Source organism: Pseudoalteromonas sp. NZS100_1, from assembly GCF_015864285.1.
Taxonomy (GTDB): Bacteria; Pseudomonadota; Gammaproteobacteria; order Enterobacterales; family Alteromonadaceae; genus Pseudoalteromonas; species Pseudoalteromonas arctica.
This window is the reverse complement of record NZ_JADYXN010000035.1, coordinates 1-20,264: the sequence shown is the minus strand read 5'-3', so window position 1 is coordinate 20,264 and position 20,264 is coordinate 1. Positions and strand designations below refer to the sequence as shown.

At 39.4% G+C, this 20,264-nt stretch carries 19 protein-coding genes; 11 read left to right on the top strand and 8 right to left on the bottom strand.

Annotated features, from left to right (window positions below):
* Positions 1 to 2 precede the first annotated feature (2 nt).
* From glyA to I6F66_RS18085, 5 genes are all read right to left on the bottom strand, one after another.
* Positions 3 to 1,259, bottom strand: coding sequence for a serine hydroxymethyltransferase (glyA, locus tag I6F66_RS18105; RefSeq protein ID WP_165727306.1), 1,257 nt, complete (start codon positions 1,257 to 1,259; stop codon positions 3 to 5).
* Between the two features lie 269 nt (positions 1,260 to 1,528).
* Positions 1,529 to 2,812: a threonine synthase gene (gene thrC, locus I6F66_RS18100; RefSeq protein ID WP_165741378.1), complete on the bottom strand. Its 1,284-nt coding sequence runs from the start codon at positions 2,810 to 2,812 to the stop codon at positions 1,529 to 1,531.
* Positions 2,813 to 2,823: 11 nt separating this feature from the next.
* Entirely contained in the window at positions 2,824 to 3,759 is a 936-nt protein-coding gene (thrB, locus tag I6F66_RS18095) for a homoserine kinase (protein ID WP_197209541.1), read from the bottom strand.
* Between the two features lie 9 nt (positions 3,760 to 3,768).
* The gene (gene thrA, locus I6F66_RS18090; RefSeq protein ID WP_165722047.1) at positions 3,769 to 6,186 is read right to left on the bottom strand and encodes a bifunctional aspartate kinase/homoserine dehydrogenase I; all 2,418 of its coding nucleotides are present in this window, start codon (positions 6,184 to 6,186) and stop codon (positions 3,769 to 3,771) included.
* A gap of 228 nt (positions 6,187 to 6,414) precedes the next feature.
* Positions 6,415 to 6,783 carry a response regulator gene (locus I6F66_RS18085; protein ID WP_024589756.1) on the bottom strand — a complete coding sequence of 123 codons (369 nt, stop codon included), beginning with the start codon at positions 6,781 to 6,783 and terminating at the stop codon, positions 6,415 to 6,417.
* Between the two features lie 366 nt (positions 6,784 to 7,149).
* On the opposite strand from I6F66_RS18085, the gene I6F66_RS18080 reads away from it, so the two are divergent.
* Both I6F66_RS18080 and rdgC read left to right on the top strand, forming a co-directional pair.
* Complete coding sequence (locus I6F66_RS18080) at positions 7,150 to 8,919, top strand: sensor histidine kinase (RefSeq protein ID WP_024593692.1); 1,770 nt, start codon at positions 7,150 to 7,152, stop codon at positions 8,917 to 8,919.
* Between the two features lie 113 nt (positions 8,920 to 9,032).
* A complete protein-coding gene (rdgC, locus tag I6F66_RS18075) occupies positions 9,033 to 9,950 on the top strand; it encodes a recombination-associated protein RdgC (protein ID WP_007587156.1) in 918 nt (305 codons plus the stop codon).
* Positions 9,951 to 10,303: 353 nt separating this feature from the next.
* Here rdgC and I6F66_RS18070 read toward each other — a convergent pair whose 3' ends face one another.
* Positions 10,304 to 10,540 carry a YgjV family protein gene (locus tag I6F66_RS18070; protein WP_002962663.1) on the bottom strand — a complete coding sequence of 79 codons (237 nt, stop codon included), beginning with the start codon at positions 10,538 to 10,540 and terminating at the stop codon, positions 10,304 to 10,306.
* A gap of 288 nt (positions 10,541 to 10,828) precedes the next feature.
* Between I6F66_RS18070 and I6F66_RS18065 the strand changes: the two genes are divergently transcribed.
* A complete protein-coding gene (locus I6F66_RS18065) occupies positions 10,829 to 11,485 on the top strand; it encodes a Crp/Fnr family transcriptional regulator (RefSeq protein ID WP_002962665.1) in 657 nt (218 codons plus the stop codon).
* A 48-nt stretch (positions 11,486 to 11,533) separates the two neighbouring features.
* Here the strand turns inward: I6F66_RS18065 and I6F66_RS18060 are convergent, their stop codons facing one another.
* Positions 11,534 to 12,100: a phosphoribosyltransferase gene (locus I6F66_RS18060; RefSeq protein ID WP_007377478.1), complete on the bottom strand. Its 567-nt coding sequence runs from the start codon at positions 12,098 to 12,100 to the stop codon at positions 11,534 to 11,536.
* Between the two features lie 183 nt (positions 12,101 to 12,283).
* The gene (gene pepB, locus I6F66_RS18055; RefSeq protein ID WP_007587159.1) at positions 12,284 to 13,579 is read right to left on the bottom strand and encodes an aminopeptidase PepB; all 1,296 of its coding nucleotides are present in this window, start codon (positions 13,577 to 13,579) and stop codon (positions 12,284 to 12,286) included.
* Between the two features lie 123 nt (positions 13,580 to 13,702).
* Here pepB and sfsA point away from each other — a divergent pair, with 123 nt between their 5' ends.
* The 8 genes from sfsA to I6F66_RS18015 all read left to right on the top strand — a co-directional run bounded on the left by sfsA (position 13,703) and on the right by I6F66_RS18015 (position 20,140).
* On the top strand, positions 13,703 to 14,422 hold the full coding sequence (gene sfsA, locus I6F66_RS18050; protein ID WP_007587160.1) for a DNA/RNA nuclease SfsA: 720 nt from the start codon (positions 13,703 to 13,705) through the stop codon (positions 14,420 to 14,422).
* Positions 14,423 to 14,738: 316 nt separating this feature from the next.
* Positions 14,739 to 15,182, top strand: a complete 444-nt coding sequence (gene dksA / locus I6F66_RS18045; RefSeq protein ID WP_002962671.1) for an RNA polymerase-binding protein DksA — start codon at positions 14,739 to 14,741, stop codon at positions 15,180 to 15,182.
* Between the two features lie 20 nt (positions 15,183 to 15,202).
* Positions 15,203 to 16,147 (top strand): tRNA glutamyl-Q(34) synthetase GluQRS, encoded by a 945-nt coding sequence (gluQRS, locus tag I6F66_RS18040; RefSeq protein WP_197209540.1) that lies wholly within the window; start codon positions 15,203 to 15,205, stop codon positions 16,145 to 16,147.
* A gap of 78 nt (positions 16,148 to 16,225) precedes the next feature.
* Complete coding sequence (pcnB, locus tag I6F66_RS18035) at positions 16,226 to 17,707, top strand: polynucleotide adenylyltransferase PcnB (protein ID WP_007587164.1); 1,482 nt, start codon at positions 16,226 to 16,228, stop codon at positions 17,705 to 17,707.
* Between the two features lie 4 nt (positions 17,708 to 17,711).
* Positions 17,712 to 18,197 carry a 2-amino-4-hydroxy-6-hydroxymethyldihydropteridine diphosphokinase gene (gene folK / locus I6F66_RS18030; protein ID WP_197209539.1) on the top strand — a complete coding sequence of 162 codons (486 nt, stop codon included), beginning with the start codon at positions 17,712 to 17,714 and terminating at the stop codon, positions 18,195 to 18,197.
* Positions 18,198 to 18,227: 30 nt separating this feature from the next.
* Positions 18,228 to 19,022, top strand: a complete 795-nt coding sequence (gene panB / locus I6F66_RS18025) for a 3-methyl-2-oxobutanoate hydroxymethyltransferase (RefSeq protein ID WP_197176253.1) — start codon at positions 18,228 to 18,230, stop codon at positions 19,020 to 19,022.
* The gene (gene panC / locus I6F66_RS18020; RefSeq protein WP_007587167.1) at positions 19,022 to 19,870 is read left to right on the top strand and encodes a pantoate--beta-alanine ligase; all 849 of its coding nucleotides are present in this window, start codon (positions 19,022 to 19,024) and stop codon (positions 19,868 to 19,870) included. The genes panB and panC overlap by 1 nt, the downstream gene beginning before the upstream one ends.
* Before the next feature lie 33 nt (positions 19,871 to 19,903).
* Positions 19,904 to 20,140, top strand: coding sequence for a hypothetical protein (locus I6F66_RS18015; protein WP_007587168.1), 237 nt, complete (start codon positions 19,904 to 19,906; stop codon positions 20,138 to 20,140).
* Positions 20,141 to 20,264 lie beyond the last annotated feature (124 nt).

The following is a 20,264-nucleotide window of genomic DNA, read 5'->3' as shown; positions in this document are numbered from 1 at the left end:
AATTAAGCGTATACAGGTAATTTTGCACAAATAGCTTTTACTTTTTCTTTAACTTGCGCCTGTACAGATTCATCAGTGATGTTATCTAGTACGTCACAAATCCAGCCAGCAAGCTCTTTTGACTCTACTTCTGTAAAACCACGACGAGTGATTGCAGGAGAACCAATACGCAAACCAGATGTTACAAATGGTGAGCGTGGATCGTTTGGCACTGAGTTTTTATTAACTGTGATGTTAGCGTTGCCTAGGGCAGCGTCCGCATCTTTACCAGTGATATCTTTATCGATTAAATCAAGTAAAAATAAGTGGTTTTCAGTTTTGTCAGAAACGATTTTGTAGCCACGTTCTTGCATAACTGCAACCATTGCTTTTGCGTTTTTAACAACTTGTGTTTGGTATACTTTAAACTCTGGTTGAAGTGCTTCTTTAAATGCCACTGCTTTTGCTGCAATAACATGACATAAAGGACCGCCTTGGCCACCAGGGAAAACAGCGCTATTAAGCTTTTTGTAAATAGCTTCGTCGCCACATGCAGAAATAATTAAACCACCACGAGGGCCTGCAAGTGTTTTATGCGTAGTTGTTGTTACAACGTGTGCATGAGGAACTGGGCTTGGGTAAACGCCTGCCGCAATTAAGCCGGCAACGTGAGCCATATCAACAAACAGGTAAGCACCTACTTTATCAGCAATTTCACGGAACTTAGCCCAATCAACAATACCTGAGTACGCTGAGAAACCACCAATAATCATTTTTGGTTTATGCTCAAGTGCTAGCGCTTCAACTTGTGCGTAATCAATTTCGCCCGTTGCTTCATCTAGTCCGTATTGAATTGCATTGTAAAGCTTACCAGAGAAGCTTACGTGAGAACCGTGAGTTAAGTGACCACCATGAGCTAAGCTCATACCTAATACAGTATCGCCTGCATCTAACAATGCTAGAAAAACAGCCGCATTTGCTTGCGAACCAGCATGTGGCTGTACGTTAGCATAGTCAGAACCAAATAATTCGTTAGCACGGTCAATTGCTAATTGCTCAACAACATCTACATGCTCACAACCGCCATAATAACGTTTGCCTGGGTAACCTTCTGCGTATTTGTTTGTAAGCTGTGAACCCTGCGCTTCTAGTACGCGTGGGCTACAGTAGTTTTCTGAAGCGATTAGTTCGATATGCTCTTCTTGGCGAGCAGTTTCTTTGGTTATCGCGTCAAATAACTCTGGATCAAAATCCGAAATATTCATGCTACGTTCTAACATTGGGGTCTCCTAGGGCAACGTGTATGGTGTTTTTTAGAGGCTTTATTGTACGCTTTAAACGACTCTTTGCCTACGCTCTTAAGTTGAGGATATTTAAACAGGGATTGAAACTATTTCACAGCTCTTTTAAGATGATATTTTTTTATAAAGCCATAATAATTTTAAATGAATTATATTCACTACATTTAATTAGTAAATATAACTAAGTGTATTCATCCGTATAAAGTTATAAAAAAAGCGGCTCAAGCCGCTTTTCCTTTTAATTTAACTTAGCCTAATTTAGCGAGCATTTCGGTACGTAACTCGTCGTAATCGGCGTTCATATCGCTTGCTAGGCATGGTTTTGCTAGTGCATCAGCAAGTGGTTTTGGCATACCTAATTCAATATTTAGAATACCCTCTACGCTTTCTTTAAACTTAGCAGGATGAGCTGTCGCTAAAAAGATACCCGCTGCACCAGGTGCCCGATTTTCAACAAGACCTTGGTAAGCAATAGCAGTATGAGGCTCCGCAACATAGCCAGTTTGTTGAATTTTTTTCATCACGGCTTGCGTGTCTTGCTCGTTTACGCTTGTTGAATAAAAATTATCGTAGCTAAACCAGTTATTATCTAACATTGTTTGTACACGCGGCCAATTGTTTGGCTTACTTACATCCATCGCATTTGAAAGCGACTCAAGCGTTGCGTTTGGCGTCCAGTTTTTATCAAGCATAAAGCGCGGCACAGTATCATTTTGATTTGTTGTTGCACTTAATTTGCCAACAGGTAAACCAATAACCGCACCAATCATTGCGGCACACACATTACCAAAGTTACCACTAGGTACTGATATATGTGCTGTTGCGCGTTTTTCTTTTGGTAGCTGTGCGATGGCTTCAAAGTAGTAACAAACCTGAGCAACTAAACGGCTAATATTAATTGAATTAGCTGAGTTAAGCCCAAGTGTTGATTTAACTTCTTCATCTAAAAAGGCATTTTTAACTAGCTCTTGGCAATCATCAAAGCTGCCCTCAACTGCGTAACAATGAATATTGTTACCTAGCGTAGTAAATAGCTTTTGCTGAGCAAGTGAAATTTTGCCTTTAGGGTATAAAATAACAACATCGATATTTGGTTTATTGTAAAAAGCATGCGCTACAGCTGCACCGGTATCGCCCGATGTTGCTGTTAAAATAGTTACTTTCTCGTCTTTGTTAAACTGCGTTAAACACTCTGCCATAAAGCGACCACCAAAGTCTTTAAACGCAAGTGTAGGACCATGAAACAACTCTAAGCAGTATGTATTCTCTTCAACTTCCACCAGCTTAACTGGAAAGTTAAATGCATTTTTAACCATTTGTGTCACAGTGTCGCTTGGCAGCTCATCACCAATTAGGTGAGATAATATTTTACCACTGCGTGTAACAAAGTCCATATCAAGCAATGCATCAACATCGGACAGTGGGGCAAGGGATTCAGGGAAAAACACACCTTGATTACGACCCAAACCTGTTTTTACGGCTTCAACGAACGACACTTTTTGTGAGCTATCTTTTAAATTATGTAATTGCATGACTACCTATCCTATAAAACTGTTAATTGACGCGTGCCGTCGTTATCTAATTTACAAATGTGGCAAAAGCCTTGCTCGTTAATGTAATTGGTTTCTAACCACTGCGCGCATTGCTGTGCAGCTTCAAGTGTTTTACACACACTAAATAAGGTTGGTCCTGCGCCCGAAATACTGACTATTTCAGCGCCCAGCGCTGGCAAGCTTGCTTTGGCTTCACTAAAGCCTTTTATAAGCGGTGCGCGGTAAGGTTCTGCTATTTCATCTTTCATTATGCTTAGCGCATCGTCAAAACGATTAGTTAACAGCAAGCTACTAAATGCCGACAAACGCTGAGCAAACTCAACACTTGCATGCATGTTCAACTCTTTTGGTAAAACAGAGCGCGCTTTTGCAGTGTTGAGTGAAAAACCAGGAAACGCAGCAACGTAGTACCAGTTTTCATCAACAGGCAGTGCAATCGATTTATCAGGAATTAAATCACCTGTTAACTGCAAGCCACCTAAATAACATGGCGTGATGTTGTCGTAATGACGACCGCCACTTACTACAGCTTCAAAGTCAGCCATCAGTTCAATAAGCTCAACCTGACTTAAATTAGTTTTTGCAAACTTATCAAGGGCAGCAAAAGTAGCCACGACCGAACATGCACTAGAGCCAAGCCCAGAGCCAATTGGTAAGTTCTTTTTAAGCTCGAGCTTTACGCTTGGCATAGTAGGCGCAACATGCGCTCTAAAATGCATTAAGCACTGGTACGCTAAATTTTCATTAGCATCACTTGGTAACTTGTGAGCGTACTCGCCTGTGCAAATAAATTCGTCGCTTGGTGCTGCGCTTACAACGGCTACATCACCTAACAAACTGCCATCAATTGGCGCAAGCGCTGCGCCAAGTGCATCAAAACCCACTGCAAAATTACCAATAGACGCCGGAGCATATACTTCAATCATAACGAGCTCCTAGCGCGATAACGTTTTTAAAATATCAGCAAATACACCCGCGGCTGTTACTTCCGAGCCGGCGCCATAACCACGAATTACAAACGGACGTGGCTGGTAGTATTGGCTTAAAATAGCCAGTGCGTTTTCACCATCACGAATGACACTAAGCGCATGCTTTGCATCTACCGCTTCAATACCTACTTTACAGTGGCCTTCTTTAATTGTGCCTACATAGCGAAGTACCCTACCCTCGCTCGCAGCGCTTTTGATACGGTCGTTAAAATCAGCATCTAAGCTTGGTAGTTTTGCCATAAACTCATCAACGCTATCACCTTGTGCAAAACCTGGTGGTAATACTGACTCAACTTCAATATCGCTTAGCTCTAATTTCATACCGGCTTCGCGAGCGATGATCAATAACTTACGTGCTACATCGGTACCCGATAAATCATCACGAGGATCTGGCTCAGTAAAGCCACTTTCTTTGGCTTTAATAGTTGCCTCAGAAAGTGATAAACCATCTTGAAGTGCGCCAAACATATACGAAAGTGAACCTGATAAAATACCGCTAAACTCTAATAACTCATCACCGGCACCAAATAATGACTGTAAGTTGTCGATTACTGGTAAGCCTGCACCAACGTTCGTTTCGTATAAAAATTTACGATTATTCTTTTGCGTTGCTGCAATTAAATCTTGGTAATACGTGTATGAGCTTGTTGTTGCTTTTTTATTGGCAGCAACCACATGAAAACCTGCATTTAAAAAGTCTACATACTGCGCAGCAAGTGCATCCGACGACGTACAGTCAACAAGCACAGGGTTTACTAAATGATTTTGCTTAACAAACTGCTCTACTAGTTTTAAATCAAACGCCTGCTCAGATGAGGCCAATTTTTGCTGCCAATCACCAAAAGCAATACCTTCACTATCAAGGTGTAATTGGCGAGAGTTAGCAACACCATACAAGTTGAGTTTAATATTACGTTTTTCAAGCCACGCTTGTTGGCGCTCAAGCTGATTAATAAGCTCTTGCCCTACTAAGCCACAACCTAGTAAAAACACATCAATTGACGGCACATGCGTGAAAAAGTTTTCATGGCATATTTTTACGGCGTCGTTACAAAGTTCGCCATCAATTACTGCTGAAATAGCACTTTCTGTAGAATCCTGTGCAATTGCCACAATATTTACTTGCGCTTGTGCAAGCGATGCAAAAAATTTAGCCGCTAAGCCACGGTGCGCGCGCATGTTGTCGCCCACTAAAGTAACAATGGCTAAATTGCGCTGCACTTGTACAGGCTCAATAAGCCCTGCTTGTAATTCAAGTTCAAATGCAGTTTGTAGCGCATCAAGTGCAAGTGCTAGGTCTGTTTCGTGTACACAAAAGCTAATGCTGAATTCGCATGATGACTGCGTGATCAATACAATTGATACGTTATCGTGAGCAAGCGCGTTAAATACCTTAGACGCCATACCTACTTTGCCTTTCATGCCTGGCCCTGAGACAGTTAGCATTGCAAGGTCTTGTAGGCTCGAAAGCGCTTTTACTGGCTCATCTGATGAATAATCGTTACCAATTAATGAGCCTTGTGCGTCTGGGTTATGCGTATTTTTAATTTCGCACGGCACGCCTGCTTTAGCACACGGTAAAATTGTTTTAGGGTGAAGTACTTTTGCACCAAAATAAGAAAGCTCCATCGCTTCTTTATAAGATAAAAAATCTACTTTAGTCGCTTTTTTAATATAACGAGGATCAGCACTGTATACACCATCAACGTCAGTCCAAATTTGGCAAATCTCAGCTTCTAAACATGCTGCTGCAATGGCTGCTGAGTAATCTGAGCCATTACGGCCAAGCGTTGTAAGCTCACCTTTATCATTACTCGCCGTAAAACCAGGCATGATATAGATAGTTGCAGGGCTTTCTTTAAGCACAGCTTGAAAGCGCGCTTTACTTGTTACTAAATCAGCCTCGGCGTCGATATAACCGCCAGTTGAAGCGATACAGCTTGTTGCTTCTAAGTATCTTGCATCGTGCGAGTTCAATAAAGCCTGCATTAAAGAAACACTAACGCGCTCTCCGAAGCTAATTACAAATGCGCGAACTTGATCAGGGCAACATTGTATAAGTGATACGCCATCTAGTTTATTTTTAAGCTCGCCTAAGTTTGGCCAACTTGTAACTACTACACCACTTTTTTCAACGTCAGCTTTCAAACCTTCACAGCGGCTAACTAATGCTTGCCATTGCTGCGAAAAGTCAGAGCCTTGTTCTGCAGCACTTGCAAGTGCAACTAGCGAATCGGTCATTCCACCTGGAGCAGAAAGTACCAAAAGCATTTCATCTTTTAATTGTGCTTTAACTAGCTGAGCTACCTGTTGTAAGCATGCATAGTCGGCAAGCGAAGACCCACCAAATTTTAAAACTCGCATTGTTTATGTTCCTCATCCCATAAAACGAAAAAAGGCCTGTGTTCTAAGTGAACACAGGCCTTTAAATTTGTTGCACCGACCTATGCCACTATCCAGTAAGAATGATGGTTGTAATAATAATGGTCAGTACGCGATTAATTGTTTTCATATGTTAAGACTGCCTTAACAAAGGCTATGCTGTCAACCCTAAATTAAAAGATAAAACAGCCTTTTTTAACATGAAAAAACCTAATGAATGCCAAATTTATGCAATATTTCGTTTAAGTTAGATTTATTGATAGGTTTATCGATAAAGTCTATTGCGCCAAGTTGTGCGACTCGTTGCTTCATTTTTTCTTGTATATCGGCAGAAATAACTAAAACAAAGCACTCTATTTTTTCTATTTTTATAGTCTCGAGTACTTGTATACCATCAACTTCGGGCATGGTGAGATCTAAGCACAATAAATCAAAGCTTTGTGCTCGTAAAAGTTCTAGAGCGTGCGCTCCATTTGTAGCTTGTTGTATTTGAGCGTCTATACATTCATTTAAACACCGCACGACTTGTTTACGGGCAACTGCAGAATCGTCACAGACTAATATCGAAAATTTCATCATGTTTACTACTACACAACCATCAAAGTTATTAAAAGGTTATTAAACTAATGCCTTCCATTGCATTTTAGACACTTTAACACGCCTCCAAGCACTCAGCGCATTAATAATTTAATACAATGATAAATATAGAATAAATCCGTTTAAGATATAATTAACCAAAGCAAATACTAATTAAGCCTACAATACATAACAGATAACGAATTTATTAATTTATACCTTGGTTTAAATACTTTGATACTACACGCTCACTTTTTGGATTTATCTTATTAAATTTTAACTTTTTTATTTATTTTTAGAGGTTTATTGACTAACTTTTAAATTACTATCGTAACGTTACAAAAATAATAAAGGATGAACAAGTCACTCATGTTACAAAAAAGTCTTTCTAAGAAGCTACTGACTAGCGTTTTATCCGTCTATTTTTTGCTTACCTTTGTAGTGACCTGTGGACAAGTGCTTGCTGAATACGTCAATACTAAAGACTATATTCGCGATGAACTTAGTACCTTACAAAAAACCTTTAGTCGCAGCTTAACACGTGCAATTTGGGAGCTTAATACCAAGCAAACAATTACAACAGCAGAAGGTTTACTCGCCATCCCCATGATTGAAGGGATTATTGTTCGAGACGACAGCGGCGAAATTATTTCACAGCTAGGGCGCTCTCTTGATATACATAAGCTATATAACCAACAGTTAGTACAAGAAGAGGTTATTTTAGAAGACGCAAAATCGGGTTTATTTGGTTATACCTTTCCACTTATTTTTGAATTTTCAGGTCGTGCTACTCAAGTTGGTGACGTTACCTTATTCTCAAGTCGAGAAGTTGTTTTTAGCCGCATTATGGTATCAATCTACTTTTTGATTGGTAATGCGATGATTAAAACCACCTTTTTGATCATCTTATTTTTAATGGCATTTAGAAAACTTCTTACAGACCCTTTAGCAGAACTCACTGAGCAACTAGAAAATTTAGAACTAGACGAGCTAGAAGGTCAACATATAGAAATAGAAACAGAAGAACATAATGAACTAAAAGTGATGGAGCAGTCATTTAACAAACTAATAGATAAAGTGGTTCAGTATAGAAAAGAGCTTGAACACACCCAAAAAGAACTCATTATAAGTAACGAAAAGCTTGATCAACACAACATACAACTTGAACAAGACGTAGCCCGTAAAACATCCAACTTAAGCCAAGCAATGATGGATTTACAGCAGCAAAAATACGAACTCGAAAAGCAAAAAATTGTCCTCACCGAAGAAGTAGACTTACGCCGCAGCACAGAGCTAGAGTTAATTACAAAGCAAACTGAATCTCAGCGCTATATAGAAGAGTTAAGCCTTGCACAGGAACGTTTACTAGGCACAGAAAAAATGGCTGCGCTAGGCGGACTTGTAGCAGGTATTACACACGATATAAACACCCCTATTGGGATAGGTGTAACGGCAATATCATTTTTACAAGAACGCTTAAATAAACTCGAAAATGCTTATACCGAAAAAACACTTTCGCCAAAAGCACTAGAAGAATTTATTAACGAAGCAAAGCAAAGCACAAGCTTACTAACCACTAACTTAGATAGAGCTTCGGAGCTTATAGCTAGCTTTAAACAAATAGCGGTCGATCAAGCCAGTGAAGCAGTAAGAACCATTAACTTTAAAGATTACACTAACGAAGTAATACGCTCACTGCACCCAAAACTAAAAAAGACATCCCATACTATAAAATTAGAATGTCCTGATGATTTAGTTTTAAATCTCCCTGCAGGGGCTATAAGCCAAATTTTTACTAACCTAATTATGAACTCACTTATTCATGGCTTTGAAGGTAAAAGCAACGGTGTAATGGATATTAAAATAAGCGCTGATGACACTAACTTAACTATTGATTACAAAGATGACGGTAACGGTGTTACTAACGAGCAATTAAAAAAATTATTTGACCCATTTTTTACTACCAAACGCGATGAAGGCGGTAGCGGATTAGGCACCCATATAATGCTTAATTTGGTCAAGCAAACCCTTAGTGGCTCTATTGATGCAACGAGTGAACCGGGCAAAGGTCTGCGTTACTATATTCAATTTCCGAAGAACATGGCTAAGCCACTGCCTATTTTTGATAAATATGAATAAATAAAAGTATATGCATTAAATTTGTTCATATTCAATAGTAACAAATCAGTCATTTCGAGATGCTGTTTTTATTGCTATGATTGTACAAATTTTTCAAATGGATCAATTCCCCTATGTGGTTTAGTAACCTTATTTGTTACCGCTTTAAGCAAGACGTTTCATATACTCAAGAAGACTTTGATAAAGCATTAGAGCAAGATTTATTTCGCCCATGTACTGGTCAAGAGCTTGCAACATTTGGTTGGACAAAAGCGTTTGGAAAACATGGCGATACGCTATCGCATTTTTCTCAAAAAAGTATTCTAGTTTGCGCTAAACGCGAAGAAAAAGTACTCCCTGCTTCTGTTATTAATGAACTAGTTGCTGAGAAAGTTGATCTGATAGAAGCTGAAGAAAACCGCCCAGTTAAAAAGAAAGAAAAAGACGAATTAAAAGAAAACATTCTTCATACTCTTCTACCTCAAGCATTTAAAAAGTCGAGCTTACAATTTGCCTTTATTGACCAAGAAAACGGTTGGGTTGTTGTAAATAGTGGCAGCTTTAATAAAGCAGAAGAGCTACTAGCACTACTTCGTAAATCGTTAGGAACGCTTCCGGTTGTACCTGCGTTTGCTAACTACGACCTAGATGTATTTTTAACTGATTGGTTAACTAACTTTAGTACACCAGAAGGTTTTGCTATTGGCTCAGACGCTGAACTTGAAGAAGCAGACGACAGCGGCGCACAAGTAAAGCTTAAAGGTCATGATCTATCGTGTGATGAAGTTAAATCGCATTTAGAAAGTGGTAAACGCGTAACTAAACTTGCACTTGATTGGCAAGAGCGTCTTAAGTTTATGCTGCAAAACGATGGCTCTATCAAACGTTTAAGCTACTCTGAAACTCTAAAAGAAGAAAACGCAGATATTCCTAAAGAAGATATGGCTTTAAAACTTGATGCTGACTTTATTTTAGCTTCTGAAGAAATAAAGCAATTACTTGAAGAGCTAACTGCAGGTTTAGGTGACGTTGAAGATTTAGAAAAAGCGTAAATACCATAGTGCCTACCTGCATAAATATTTAAGCAATTTAATGAATTAAATAGCATATGTAAGTAGGTTGGTATAACAGATAAAAATCCGATAGCAGTTTACTGCTATCGGATTTTTTTATGAAATTTAGAAGCACTTATTTATATCTAAACCGCGAACAGTATTTAGCTAACGATCGACGTATTAAAACCTAAGGTAATCATCTTTTAAGTAGGAGAATACAGCATGGTTCAGAGGTAAGTTATGTAGAGTGATATGAGATTATCTATATACGCTTCAAGCTGGACTGCACAAAAGCTGAAGTTTTTGATTTTAATTAAAACCATTAACTTACTTTGTGCAGATAACTTATTTTAGCTTTTAGCGTCTTCAACTTTAGGTTGGCGATATATTTTTATAATGTGATATAAATTTACAAGCGACAATAAGCCGTTGGTAAAAATAACAGGCACTGCGCCAATGGCAACACCGTATGCAGTAAATACAATACAACCAAACATGTTGTACCAACGCAGTTTTACTACATCTGTCATTGTTAACGATGCAACCAATAAAGCTGATGCAATATAACCTAAATATTCCCAACTCAATTGTTCTCTCCTAGCCTTTAGGTTAGCATTACATGTACTGCTATCTTATGGCACTTGTAAGTATTGCAAAGTTACAACAAAATAAAAAAGCTAACCTGCTTAAAAAACCTGAAAAAGTTTGCCGGAAAATACCAGCAAATTCTTAAATCATTACACGGGAAATGAAGGTAAAATAATACTCTTAGCAAAGCTAATAATATTAGTAGCAAGTTAGCGTAAATTCTTAGTGTCTTAATGCTATCGTCATTAAGATGTAATAAATAGGACAAATGTCCGAAGAGCACATTGATGTTTCAATACCATTTTTCTAGTTACCTTGTTGATCAGCTTTTAACCTTTGCCGGTAGTAGCTATCAACAATCAAAAAAAGAAGTTCTGATCCATCAAGATCAGCCTTTAAGCAAGCTTGTGCTTGTACGCAGTGGCACTGTGTCGTTTAGTTACGACGTAGGTAATGGACGACGCCTGCTGTTAGGACAATTGGATTGTAACAACACCCTTATTGGTGAAATAGAAGCGCTAAATAATAATCCGTGTATATATACGGTAACGTGCTTTAGCGATGTCACTTATAACCTTATTGAATTAAGGCATTGGCGTGCTCTACTGCTTGAAAAACCAGAACTAAGCTTATACACAGCACAAACTATTGCGGCTAAGTTTCAGGAAAACCAAAAAATCAATTTAGATAAGTTATTACTACCACTTAGCTATAACATAGCTAAAGATTGCTTACTAAGGGCCGAGAACAACAACCCTACGCTACTTAGAGCCTACCCAACTGTAAATGCTGAAGCCGAACGTTTTGCTACCACTGAGCGAGCTTACAGACGTGTTGTTACAGAACTCGTAGAAAAAGGCTTGGTACTTAGAAGTAACGATGGCTTGCAAGCAGTCGATATACCAAAACTAAGTGAATACGTAGATAGCTTTGCTCAGCTTTAAAATAAAAAAAGGCCTTAACGGCCTTTTTTTATTTATGCAAATTACTAATTACTTCTCTAGCAAAATGTCATGAATTTTCGCAAGATCAGATTTACCAGCAATAATTTCATCCGGTGTTAAACCCGATAATTCATGCGGGAACACTAACCACTCTTCAGATTCATGAATATAATAATCTGGAACAGTGTCTACTTTTGAGTTTTTTGGCTTGTAGTACGGGCATGCAATACGAATATCACGTGGCAAGTTTAAGCGCATAAGCTCTGAAAGCTTTTCTTTTAATGCAACAATACTACGACCTGAGTCAAATACATCATCAACAATTAATAATGAATCACCTGCATTTGCGTTCTCTACAATGTAATGTAAGCCGTGTACTTTAATTTCTTTCGACTGTTTACCAATACCGTAATAAGACGATGTACGTACTGCAATGTGGTCAGTCTCAATGCCTTTGTAATCGTAATATTCTTGAACAGCAATACCGATCGGTGCACCACCTCGCCAAATACCAATAATAAAATCAGGACGAAAGCCATCTTGGTATACTTGTGCCGCTACGCGGAACGAATCTTCAAGCAGCTGTTGAGCTGTGATGTAGCACTTATCTGACATAATTAGAAACCCCAGTGGTGGATATAAGATTTGAGCGCAGCTTAGAGTTAAGCAAAAATTAAACTCAAACAGGTATTGGCGACTGATTTTACCGTAAATGAAATAAAATTGCTTGCCTGTAAATTAAAAAATAGGCACCCAAGGGTGCCTATTTTTAGCGTAAAAAGCGTAATTTAGTAAATATTATGCTTTTTCTTGTAAAGTACGAGCAACTGTACGCATACCTTGAGTTGTTGCACCCGCTGCCCATTGACTTGTACTGCCCATGTTAAATGCAGCCGCTAAATCGATGTGTACCCAGCCTTTGCCATCGTTTGGCACAAAGCGCGATAAAAAGCCTGCAGCATTCGATGCACCGCCATAACCGCCACCTTTTTGTGCACGGCTATTCGCCGTATCAGCATAAGGAGATGGGCAGTTTTGTTGATGCCATTTTTCAAGAGGAAGTGGCCAAGCAGCTTCCATTTCTTGAGATGCAAAACTCTCAACTTCACGTACAAGTTCTTTATCAAGTGCAAATAATGCATTGTACTCTTGGCCAACAGCAACAAGCGCTGCGCCAGTTAGTGTTGCTGCATCAATAATAAGTGGAGCGCCAGTCTCACCTGCGGCCATTAGGCCATCTGCAAGTACTAAGCGACCTTCAGCATCGGTGTTTACAATTTCAACTGTCGTGCCATTTTTATAAGTAAGAATATCACCTAATTTGTATGCATGACCCGAAATTAAGTTCTCAGCACAACATAAAAACAGTTTAATACGTTTTTCAATACCACGGTTAATAGCCAATGCTAAACCTGCAGTTACTGTTGCAGCGCCGCCCATGTCGCACTTCATACCAAGCATACCTTCGCTTGATTTGATTGAGTAACCACCTGAGTCAAACGTAATACCTTTACCTACAAGCGCTGCACTTACTGGTGCATTTTCGTCGCCTGTTGGGTTGTAATCAAGCTCAAGCAATACTGGCGGGCGAACACTGCCGCGACCAACAGCATGAATACCAATCCACTGTTGTTCTAGTAACGCATCACCTTTAATAATTTGGTAACTTACATGCTCAGGCGCTAATGATTGAATAAACTCAGCCGCTTTTTCAGCAAGGCTTTCTGGGTAAATGTCATCGGCAGTCCCGTTAACCATTTCACGTGCCCAAATTGCTGACGTTTTTAAGTGAGCAAGTTCTTTAATATCTGATTGTGCGTTATCAACAAAATCAACACCATTTAACGATTTTGGTGTTACGAAGCCTTGATAAAAAGCCCACTGACTTTCTGTACACCAAGCATCGCCTGCTAATTCAACGTTTTTAATACCTTGGATTGCAATAGTACGACCAGCTTTTTGAACATTTTTCAATGTTTCTTGCTCAGACAAATGAACAGTTGCACCGCGCTCATTAAAAGACAATGACGCATTATCGCCCCAATGACTCGCTGCTGCTTGTTCGCTTAGTTGAACAACAAATTTTTCACTCATGTTAGAATACCCTTGCACTTAAATGTGCCACCGAGTTTACTATAGAGCGCTTAAGTTCCCAACAGCTTGAGATAAATAACATAAACCACACTGCTGTGCAGTATTTACGCTTTGGAAGTTATCATGAAGTACACGCCAACTCTGCAACCTGCCACCTTATTAAAACGCTACAAACGCTTTTTAGCTGATTTACAATTAAGTGATGGCAGTGAATTTACCGCCCACTGTGCTAATACAGGTAAAATGACGGGATGCGCAGAGCCGGGTTTTGCTGCTTTTTATTCAACAAGCGATAACGCAAAACGAAAATACCCGCATTCATTAGAGCTTACGCAAAATAACTTATCGCAGCTTATTTGTGTAAATACAGCGGTGGCCAATAAAGTAGTAGAAGAAGCAATAAACAATAATGTGATAAGCGAGCTACTCGACTACAGTCAATTGCAAAGCGAAGTAAAGTATGGCAGCGAAAACAGCAGAATCGATTTTTTACTCACAGACGAAAATAAGCCTGATTGCTACGTAGAAGTTAAATCAGTCACATTATTAAGCGAAGATGCACCACAAAGCGGGCAAGGCTACTTTCCTGATGCGCAAACACTGCGCGGACAAAAGCATATTCGCGAACTAATAGAAATGATCGAACAAGGCCACCGAGCAGTATTACTGTTCGCTGTTTTGCATGAAGGAATAAATACAGTAAGTGCAGCTGCGCATATTGATAAAAAATACGCCACGCTATTAAGCCAAGCAATAATAGCCGGCGTTGAAGTATTAGCATACAAGGCCACAATTTCTGCTAATGAAGTTTTACTTCATAAAAAAATAGTATTTGCACAATAGTGTATTAAACCAAGGGATTGAACTAAGCGTAATTTGCAAAATAAGCAAAGTACTCAAATTAAAAAAAGTTATACAAAGTGAATTATAAAAATTAACTTGTTTTTAAAGCTTTTGCCCACATAACAAGGCAAGTTTTAGAAAGCGAATATGTGAATTAATTAAAAGTGTAAATAGACTATTAATACACTTTTTACTCAGTAAGCATGGTTGAAGCTAATTCGATTAATTAAAAATAAATTTGCCTAGGATATAAGATTCTGTTATTTATACCGCCGGCTAATGCTGAGGCATTAAATTAAGGATTTAGGAGAGAGTTATGCCAGACCAAAAGAAACATGGTTTATTGGCTCAAGCCGGTTTAGAACCATACCAAGAAAAACCAGGCGAAGAGTACATGAATGATGCACAACGTGCTCATTTTAGAGCGATTTTAGAAACTTGGCGTAATGATTTACGTAACGAAGTTGATCGTACTAAATCACACATGCAAGACGAAGCTGCTAACTTTCCTGACCCAGTTGACCGCGCTGCACAAGAAGAAGAGTTCTCTTTAGAACTTCGTACTCGTGACCGCGAACGTAAATTAATCAAAAAAATTGAAAAAACAATTAATTTGATTAAAGAAGATGATTTTGGCTTTTGTGAGTCTTGTGGCATCGAAATTGGCATACGTCGCTTAGAAGCACGTCCTACTGCCGATTTATGCGTAGACTGCAAAACACTTGCAGAAATCAAAGAAAAGCAATCTGGACGCGGCTAATTAATATTTATTAATTAGTTATGTCTCCTACAGCCGTTACTGCGCCTATGCGTAAATATCGCGGTCGTTTTGCACCGTCTCCTTCTGGGCCATTACATTTTGGCTCACTTGTAGCGGCTGTGGGTAGTTATCTAGATGCAAAAGCTAACCAAGGAGATTGGTTAGTTCGTATTGAAGACATTGACACTACGCGCGTGGTTAAAAACGCCGACTCCGATATTCTTAATACCTTACATGCCTACGCCCTTCACTGGGACGAACCTGTTGTATATCAAACGCAGCGTCTGCCTTTATACCAAGATATTACCCACTCACTTTTAAAACAAAACCTTGTTTATGGTTGCACCTGTACTCGCAAACAAATAAAAGCCATTGGCGGTATTTATCAGGGGCATTGCCAAGCACTTAATCATAATACTCAATCCGGTGCGCTTCGCTTAGTTCAGCAACATCCAACGACTCAATTTAATGATTTAATTCAAGGTGATATAACGGTAAATAGCGCCCTTTCCCATGAAGATTACTTAATTAAACGCAGCGATGACTTATTTGCATATCAACTTGTTGTGGTCGTCGATGATATTGATCAAGGGATTAATCGAATTGTAAGAGGTGCTGATTTAATTGAGCCAACCGCTCGGCAAATTAGTTTATTTAAACAACTCGATAGCCCTGTGCCTGAATTTGCTCATTTACCTTTAGCGGTTGCCAAGCCTGGTTTCAAATTGTCTAAACAAAATTATGCTCCTGCCATTAGCAAACAAAATCCAAAGCCTGCTTTAATTAGTGCATTTGAATTTTTAGGATTGCCTGTTATAGCTGATTTAATCGATTTAAATATTGAACAATTAATCGCTTGGGGAATTAAAAACTTTAGCTTAAAACAGGTACCACAAGTATCCGAAATACAAATTTCTCAGCATCCACGTAGTCAGAAAGTCCAATTTACACATTTAAGTAAATAAAATAGCTAAAAACGGCTTAATTTCAACACATCAACTTAATTTTTAAACCCTGCTGGTATATGATAGCCGCCTAAATATATGCTAATTACGTCAAACAGCTTGTACTGGGCTATAACCGCCCCATTTGCTGTAACTTTTGATTGCGATGCAGAGTCAATCACACCTTCTAGGAGACAGACTATTATTTCCAAGCTTTTTCAATTTTGCCGACAAATAATCGGCCCGAATACCAGTGCCGAAAGCGCTTCTGTAAGCAGTGAACCTATTGTTGTCACTCGTGGTGAGCATGGTATTTCTCGCAAACAATTTAGCCCAAATGCAATCAAAGTATTATACCGCTTAAAAGACGGTGGCTACGATGCCTACCTTGTTGGTGGTTGTATTCGCGATATATTGTTAGGCCAACAGCCAAAAGATTTTGACGTAGTTACTAATGCCACGCCAGATCAAGTAAAAAAACTATTTAGAAACTGTCGCCTTATTGGTCGTCGCTTTCGTTTAGCACATATTGTATTTGGCCGTGAAATTATTGAAGTGGCGACTATGCGTGGCCACCACGAAGCGCAAGAAGACAAAAATCAAATAAGCCAATCAAGCGATGAAGGCCAATTACTACGTGACAACGTATTTGGCAGTATTGAAGAAGATGCAGAACGCCGCGACTTTTCAATCAATGCACTTTATTACTCAATCAAAGATTTTAGTATTCACGATTACGCCAACGGCTTAGCGGCAATTAAAGCTAAACAAATTGAGCTAATCGGCGACCCTGAAACGCGTTACCGCGAAGATCCTGTTCGTATGTTACGTGCAGTTCGCTTTGCTACTAAACTTGATATGAGCATTGCGCCTAAAAGTGAAAAGCCAATTAGCGAGCTTGCAAGTTTGCTTGATAACATTCCGCCGGCACGTTTATTTGAAGAAATTCTTAAGCTGTTTTTAAATGGCAAGGCCGAAGCTAACTTTTTAATGCTGCGTAAATACGGCTTATTCCGCTCACTGTTTCCTGAGCTTGATAAAATCTTAGATAAAAACCCAAGTGGCTTAGAACACACGCTTATTCAGCAAATGTTTCAAAATACCGACAAACGTATTAATGCCGATAAAAAAGTAACACCAGCGTTTATTTTTGCCGCACTACTTTGGTTCCCGCTGCTTGAACGTACTAAAAAGATTCAAAGCCAAGAGCAACTTGCAGAATACGATGCTTTCGCACAAGCAATGAATAAAGTACTAAGCGATAACTCACAACACATTGCGGTTCCTAAACGCTTTACTTTAGGTGCTCGCGATATTTGGCATATTCAGCATCGTTTGGATAAACGCGCAGGCCAACGTGCTTACAGACTAACGCAGCAACCTCGCTTTAAAGCCGCTTACGACTTTTTATTATTACGCGTAGATGCAGGCGAAACACAGCATACTGAGCTTGCCCAGTGGTGGACACAATACTTAAGCCAAGATATAAACGGCCAAAAAGAGATGGTTAAAAACTTAGGCCATCAAGGTGGTCCTAAGCCGCGAAAGCGCCGTCGACCTACTAAAAAGCCAGCTGAGTAATAACATGCACTGTGTTTATTTGGGTTTAGGTGCCAACCTAAACTCACCAAAAGAGCAGCTTGATAACGCGGTAATCGCGCTTAAAAAGCTGCCTAATTGTGAATTTATAAACGTATCGCATTACTATGCAAGTAAGCCTATGGGCCCACAAGATCAACCAGACTATATCAATGCAGTAGCGTGCATTAAAACGACCCTTGAGCCAGAGCAATTACTTGATTTAACGCAACGTATTGAACTTGAGCATGGTCGAGTAAGAAAGGCTAAACGTTGGGGTCCACGCACTCTTGATATAGATACTCTATTATTTGATGATCAAATTATAAATACGGTGCGCTTAACTGTGCCTCATTATGGTTTGAATAATCGCGAGTTTGTGGTTTATCCACTATTAGAGCTTGCACCTGAACTTATTTTACCTAGCGGCATTGCATTAAAAAAAATTGCAAATAATTTACCGCTCAACGACTTACAACAATTACCTCTGTAATTAACCTAGGCTTTTGCCTGCGAGGATATTATGTCTAAAATAACCGTTTCTACTTTAAATAAAATGAAAGCAGAAAATAACAAAATTACTGCATTGACAGCCTACGACGCTAGTTTTGCAAAGTTATTTCATGATAACGGCGTTGAAGTTATTTTAGTGGGCGACTCTTTGGGCATGGTACTACAAGGCGGCGATGACACCCTTGGCGTAACCAATCAAGATATTGTATATCATACCCGCTGTGTACGCGCTGGTAGCCGCGAATTATTTGTAATTGCTGACTTACCTTTTATGACCTACTCAAGCGTAAGTGATACTTGTAAAAATGCAGCTGAGCTTATGCGCGCTGGCGCAAACATGATTAAGCTTGAAGGCGGAGAATGGCTTTACGAGAGCATTAAAACGCTTACTCAACAAGGTATTCCAGTTTGCGGGCATTTAGGCCTTACACCACAGTCAGTACATGTATTTGGTGGCTTTAAAATACAAGGTCGCGAAGAAGACAAAGCACAAAAAATGATTGATGACGCAAAAGCACTTGAAGCTGCTGGCGCACAATTATTAGTACTTGAGTGTATTCCAAGTGCATTGGCAAAACGCATTACAGACGCCCTAAGCATCCCAACAATTGGTATTGGTGCGGGCAGTTTAACTGACGGCCAAATACTGGTAATGCATGACCTTGTTGGTATTTCAGCAGGTTACATTCCTAAATTTTCTAAAAACTTTTTGCTCGAAACAGGCAATATGCCTGCAGCCGTTCAAAAGTATTGTACAGACGTTAAAAATGGCGCGTTTCCAAGCGCTGAACACGAGTTTAAATAATGCAGTCAATTACTGAAATCAGATCGTTACGTAGTCAAATTAAAGCATGGCGCCAAGCGGGTCTTAGCGTGGCACTTGTGCCAACGATGGGCAACTTGCACCGTGGGCATTTTTCGCTAGTAGAAAAAGCAAAAAACTTAGCCGATAAAGTCGTTGTGAGTATTTTTGTTAACCCAATGCAATTTGGTGCTAACGAAGATTTAGATAACTATCCTCGTACACTAAACGAAGATAAACAAGGCCTTGCAGAACTAGGCACTGATATTGTATTTACCCCAAGTGTAGAGACAATTTATCCAAATGGACTTGGCGCACAGAGCTTTGTAGATGTGCCTGATATTTCATTAGGTTACTGTGGTGGCTCACGCCCTGGTCACTTTAGAGGTGTTGCCACGGTAGTTACAAAATTATTTAATCTTGTACAACCCGATTACGCCTGCTTTGGTGAAAAGGATTTTCAGCAACTGCAAGTAATTAAAACCATGGCGCGCGACCTATCAATTCCGGTCGAAGTTATTGGTGTACCTACAATGCGAGAAGTTTCTGGCCTTGCTATGAGCTCGCGTAATGGTTACTTATCTGATGAGCAAAAAGCGACTGCAACCGTATTATTTAAAGCACTTAATACATGCGCTGAGCAACTTAAAAGCGGCGAAAAAGACTTCGTAAAACTTGAAAGCTTAGCTAAACAGAGCTTAGAGCAAGCTGGCCTAAAGCCAGACTATTTTGAGATTGCTCAACGAGATACATTAAAAACTGCTACAATCGAAGATACTCAATTTGTTATTTTAGCCGCAGCCTATTTTGGTGGTGTTAGATTGATCGACAATATTCAAGTCGAAATTTAATATTATTGCGACTCCATTTTAAGGATAAGAAGCATGCACACTTTAATAAAAACAAGCGTAGTCGCCCTTACTTTTGCACTATTAGTAGGTTGCCAAAACCAAGTTGAAAACCCTGAAATGAATCAGTGTGCTCAACAAAATTACCAATGCGAAAGTACATGTGAACAGCAAACAACTGCTGAGGGCTTAAAGCAGCAAGTATGCTCTGGTAAATGTGTTGAGAGCTATAATCAATGTAAAGCACAAGCCGAAAAATTAGGTAATATTTAATTCCTTAAAGTTTTTAGTTTTAGGCATAAAAAAACCGCTCAGTGAGCTAACACCGATCAGTTAAGGTATTTTTGATCGGTTGACCGATCTTTTGGTTGCTTCACAATACCCTTATCATCTTTTG

Bases quoted from the DNA above. Each gene is read 5' to 3' on its own strand.
- pcnB (WP_007587164.1), top strand. From the start codon at position 16,226: ATGCTAATTACGTCAAACAGCTTGTACTGGGCTATAACCGCCCCATTT.
- panB (WP_197176253.1), top strand. From the start codon at position 18,228: ATGTCTAAAATAACCGTTTCTACTTTAAATAAAATGAAAGCAGAAAAT.
- thrC (WP_165741378.1), bottom strand. From the start codon at position 2,812: ATGCAATTACATAATTTAAAAGATAGCTCACAAAAAGTGTCGTTCGTT.
- I6F66_RS18065 (WP_002962665.1), top strand. From the start codon at position 10,829: ATGTTTCAATACCATTTTTCTAGTTACCTTGTTGATCAGCTTTTAACC.
- thrA (WP_165722047.1), bottom strand. From the start codon at position 6,186: ATGCGAGTTTTAAAATTTGGTGGGTCTTCGCTTGCCGACTATGCATGC.
- I6F66_RS18060 (WP_007377478.1), bottom strand. From the start codon at position 12,100: ATGTCAGATAAGTGCTACATCACAGCTCAACAGCTGCTTGAAGATTCG.
- pepB (WP_007587159.1), bottom strand. From the start codon at position 13,579: ATGAGTGAAAAATTTGTTGTTCAACTAAGCGAACAAGCAGCAGCGAGT.
- folK (WP_197209539.1), top strand. From the start codon at position 17,712: ATGCACTGTGTTTATTTGGGTTTAGGTGCCAACCTAAACTCACCAAAA.
- panC (WP_007587167.1), top strand. From the start codon at position 19,022: ATGCAGTCAATTACTGAAATCAGATCGTTACGTAGTCAAATTAAAGCA.
- I6F66_RS18080 (WP_024593692.1), top strand. From the start codon at position 7,150: ATGTTACAAAAAAGTCTTTCTAAGAAGCTACTGACTAGCGTTTTATCC.
- dksA (WP_002962671.1), top strand. From the start codon at position 14,739: ATGCCAGACCAAAAGAAACATGGTTTATTGGCTCAAGCCGGTTTAGAA.
- gluQRS (WP_197209540.1), top strand. From the start codon at position 15,203: ATGTCTCCTACAGCCGTTACTGCGCCTATGCGTAAATATCGCGGTCGT.
- I6F66_RS18085 (WP_024589756.1), bottom strand. From the start codon at position 6,783: ATGATGAAATTTTCGATATTAGTCTGTGACGATTCTGCAGTTGCCCGT.
- glyA (WP_165727306.1), bottom strand. From the start codon at position 1,259: ATGTTAGAACGTAGCATGAATATTTCGGATTTTGATCCAGAGTTATTT.
- rdgC (WP_007587156.1), top strand. From the start codon at position 9,033: ATGTGGTTTAGTAACCTTATTTGTTACCGCTTTAAGCAAGACGTTTCA.
- sfsA (WP_007587160.1), top strand. From the start codon at position 13,703: ATGAAGTACACGCCAACTCTGCAACCTGCCACCTTATTAAAACGCTAC.
- I6F66_RS18015 (WP_007587168.1), top strand. From the start codon at position 19,904: ATGCACACTTTAATAAAAACAAGCGTAGTCGCCCTTACTTTTGCACTA.
- thrB (WP_197209541.1), bottom strand. From the start codon at position 3,759: ATGATTGAAGTATATGCTCCGGCGTCTATTGGTAATTTTGCAGTGGGT.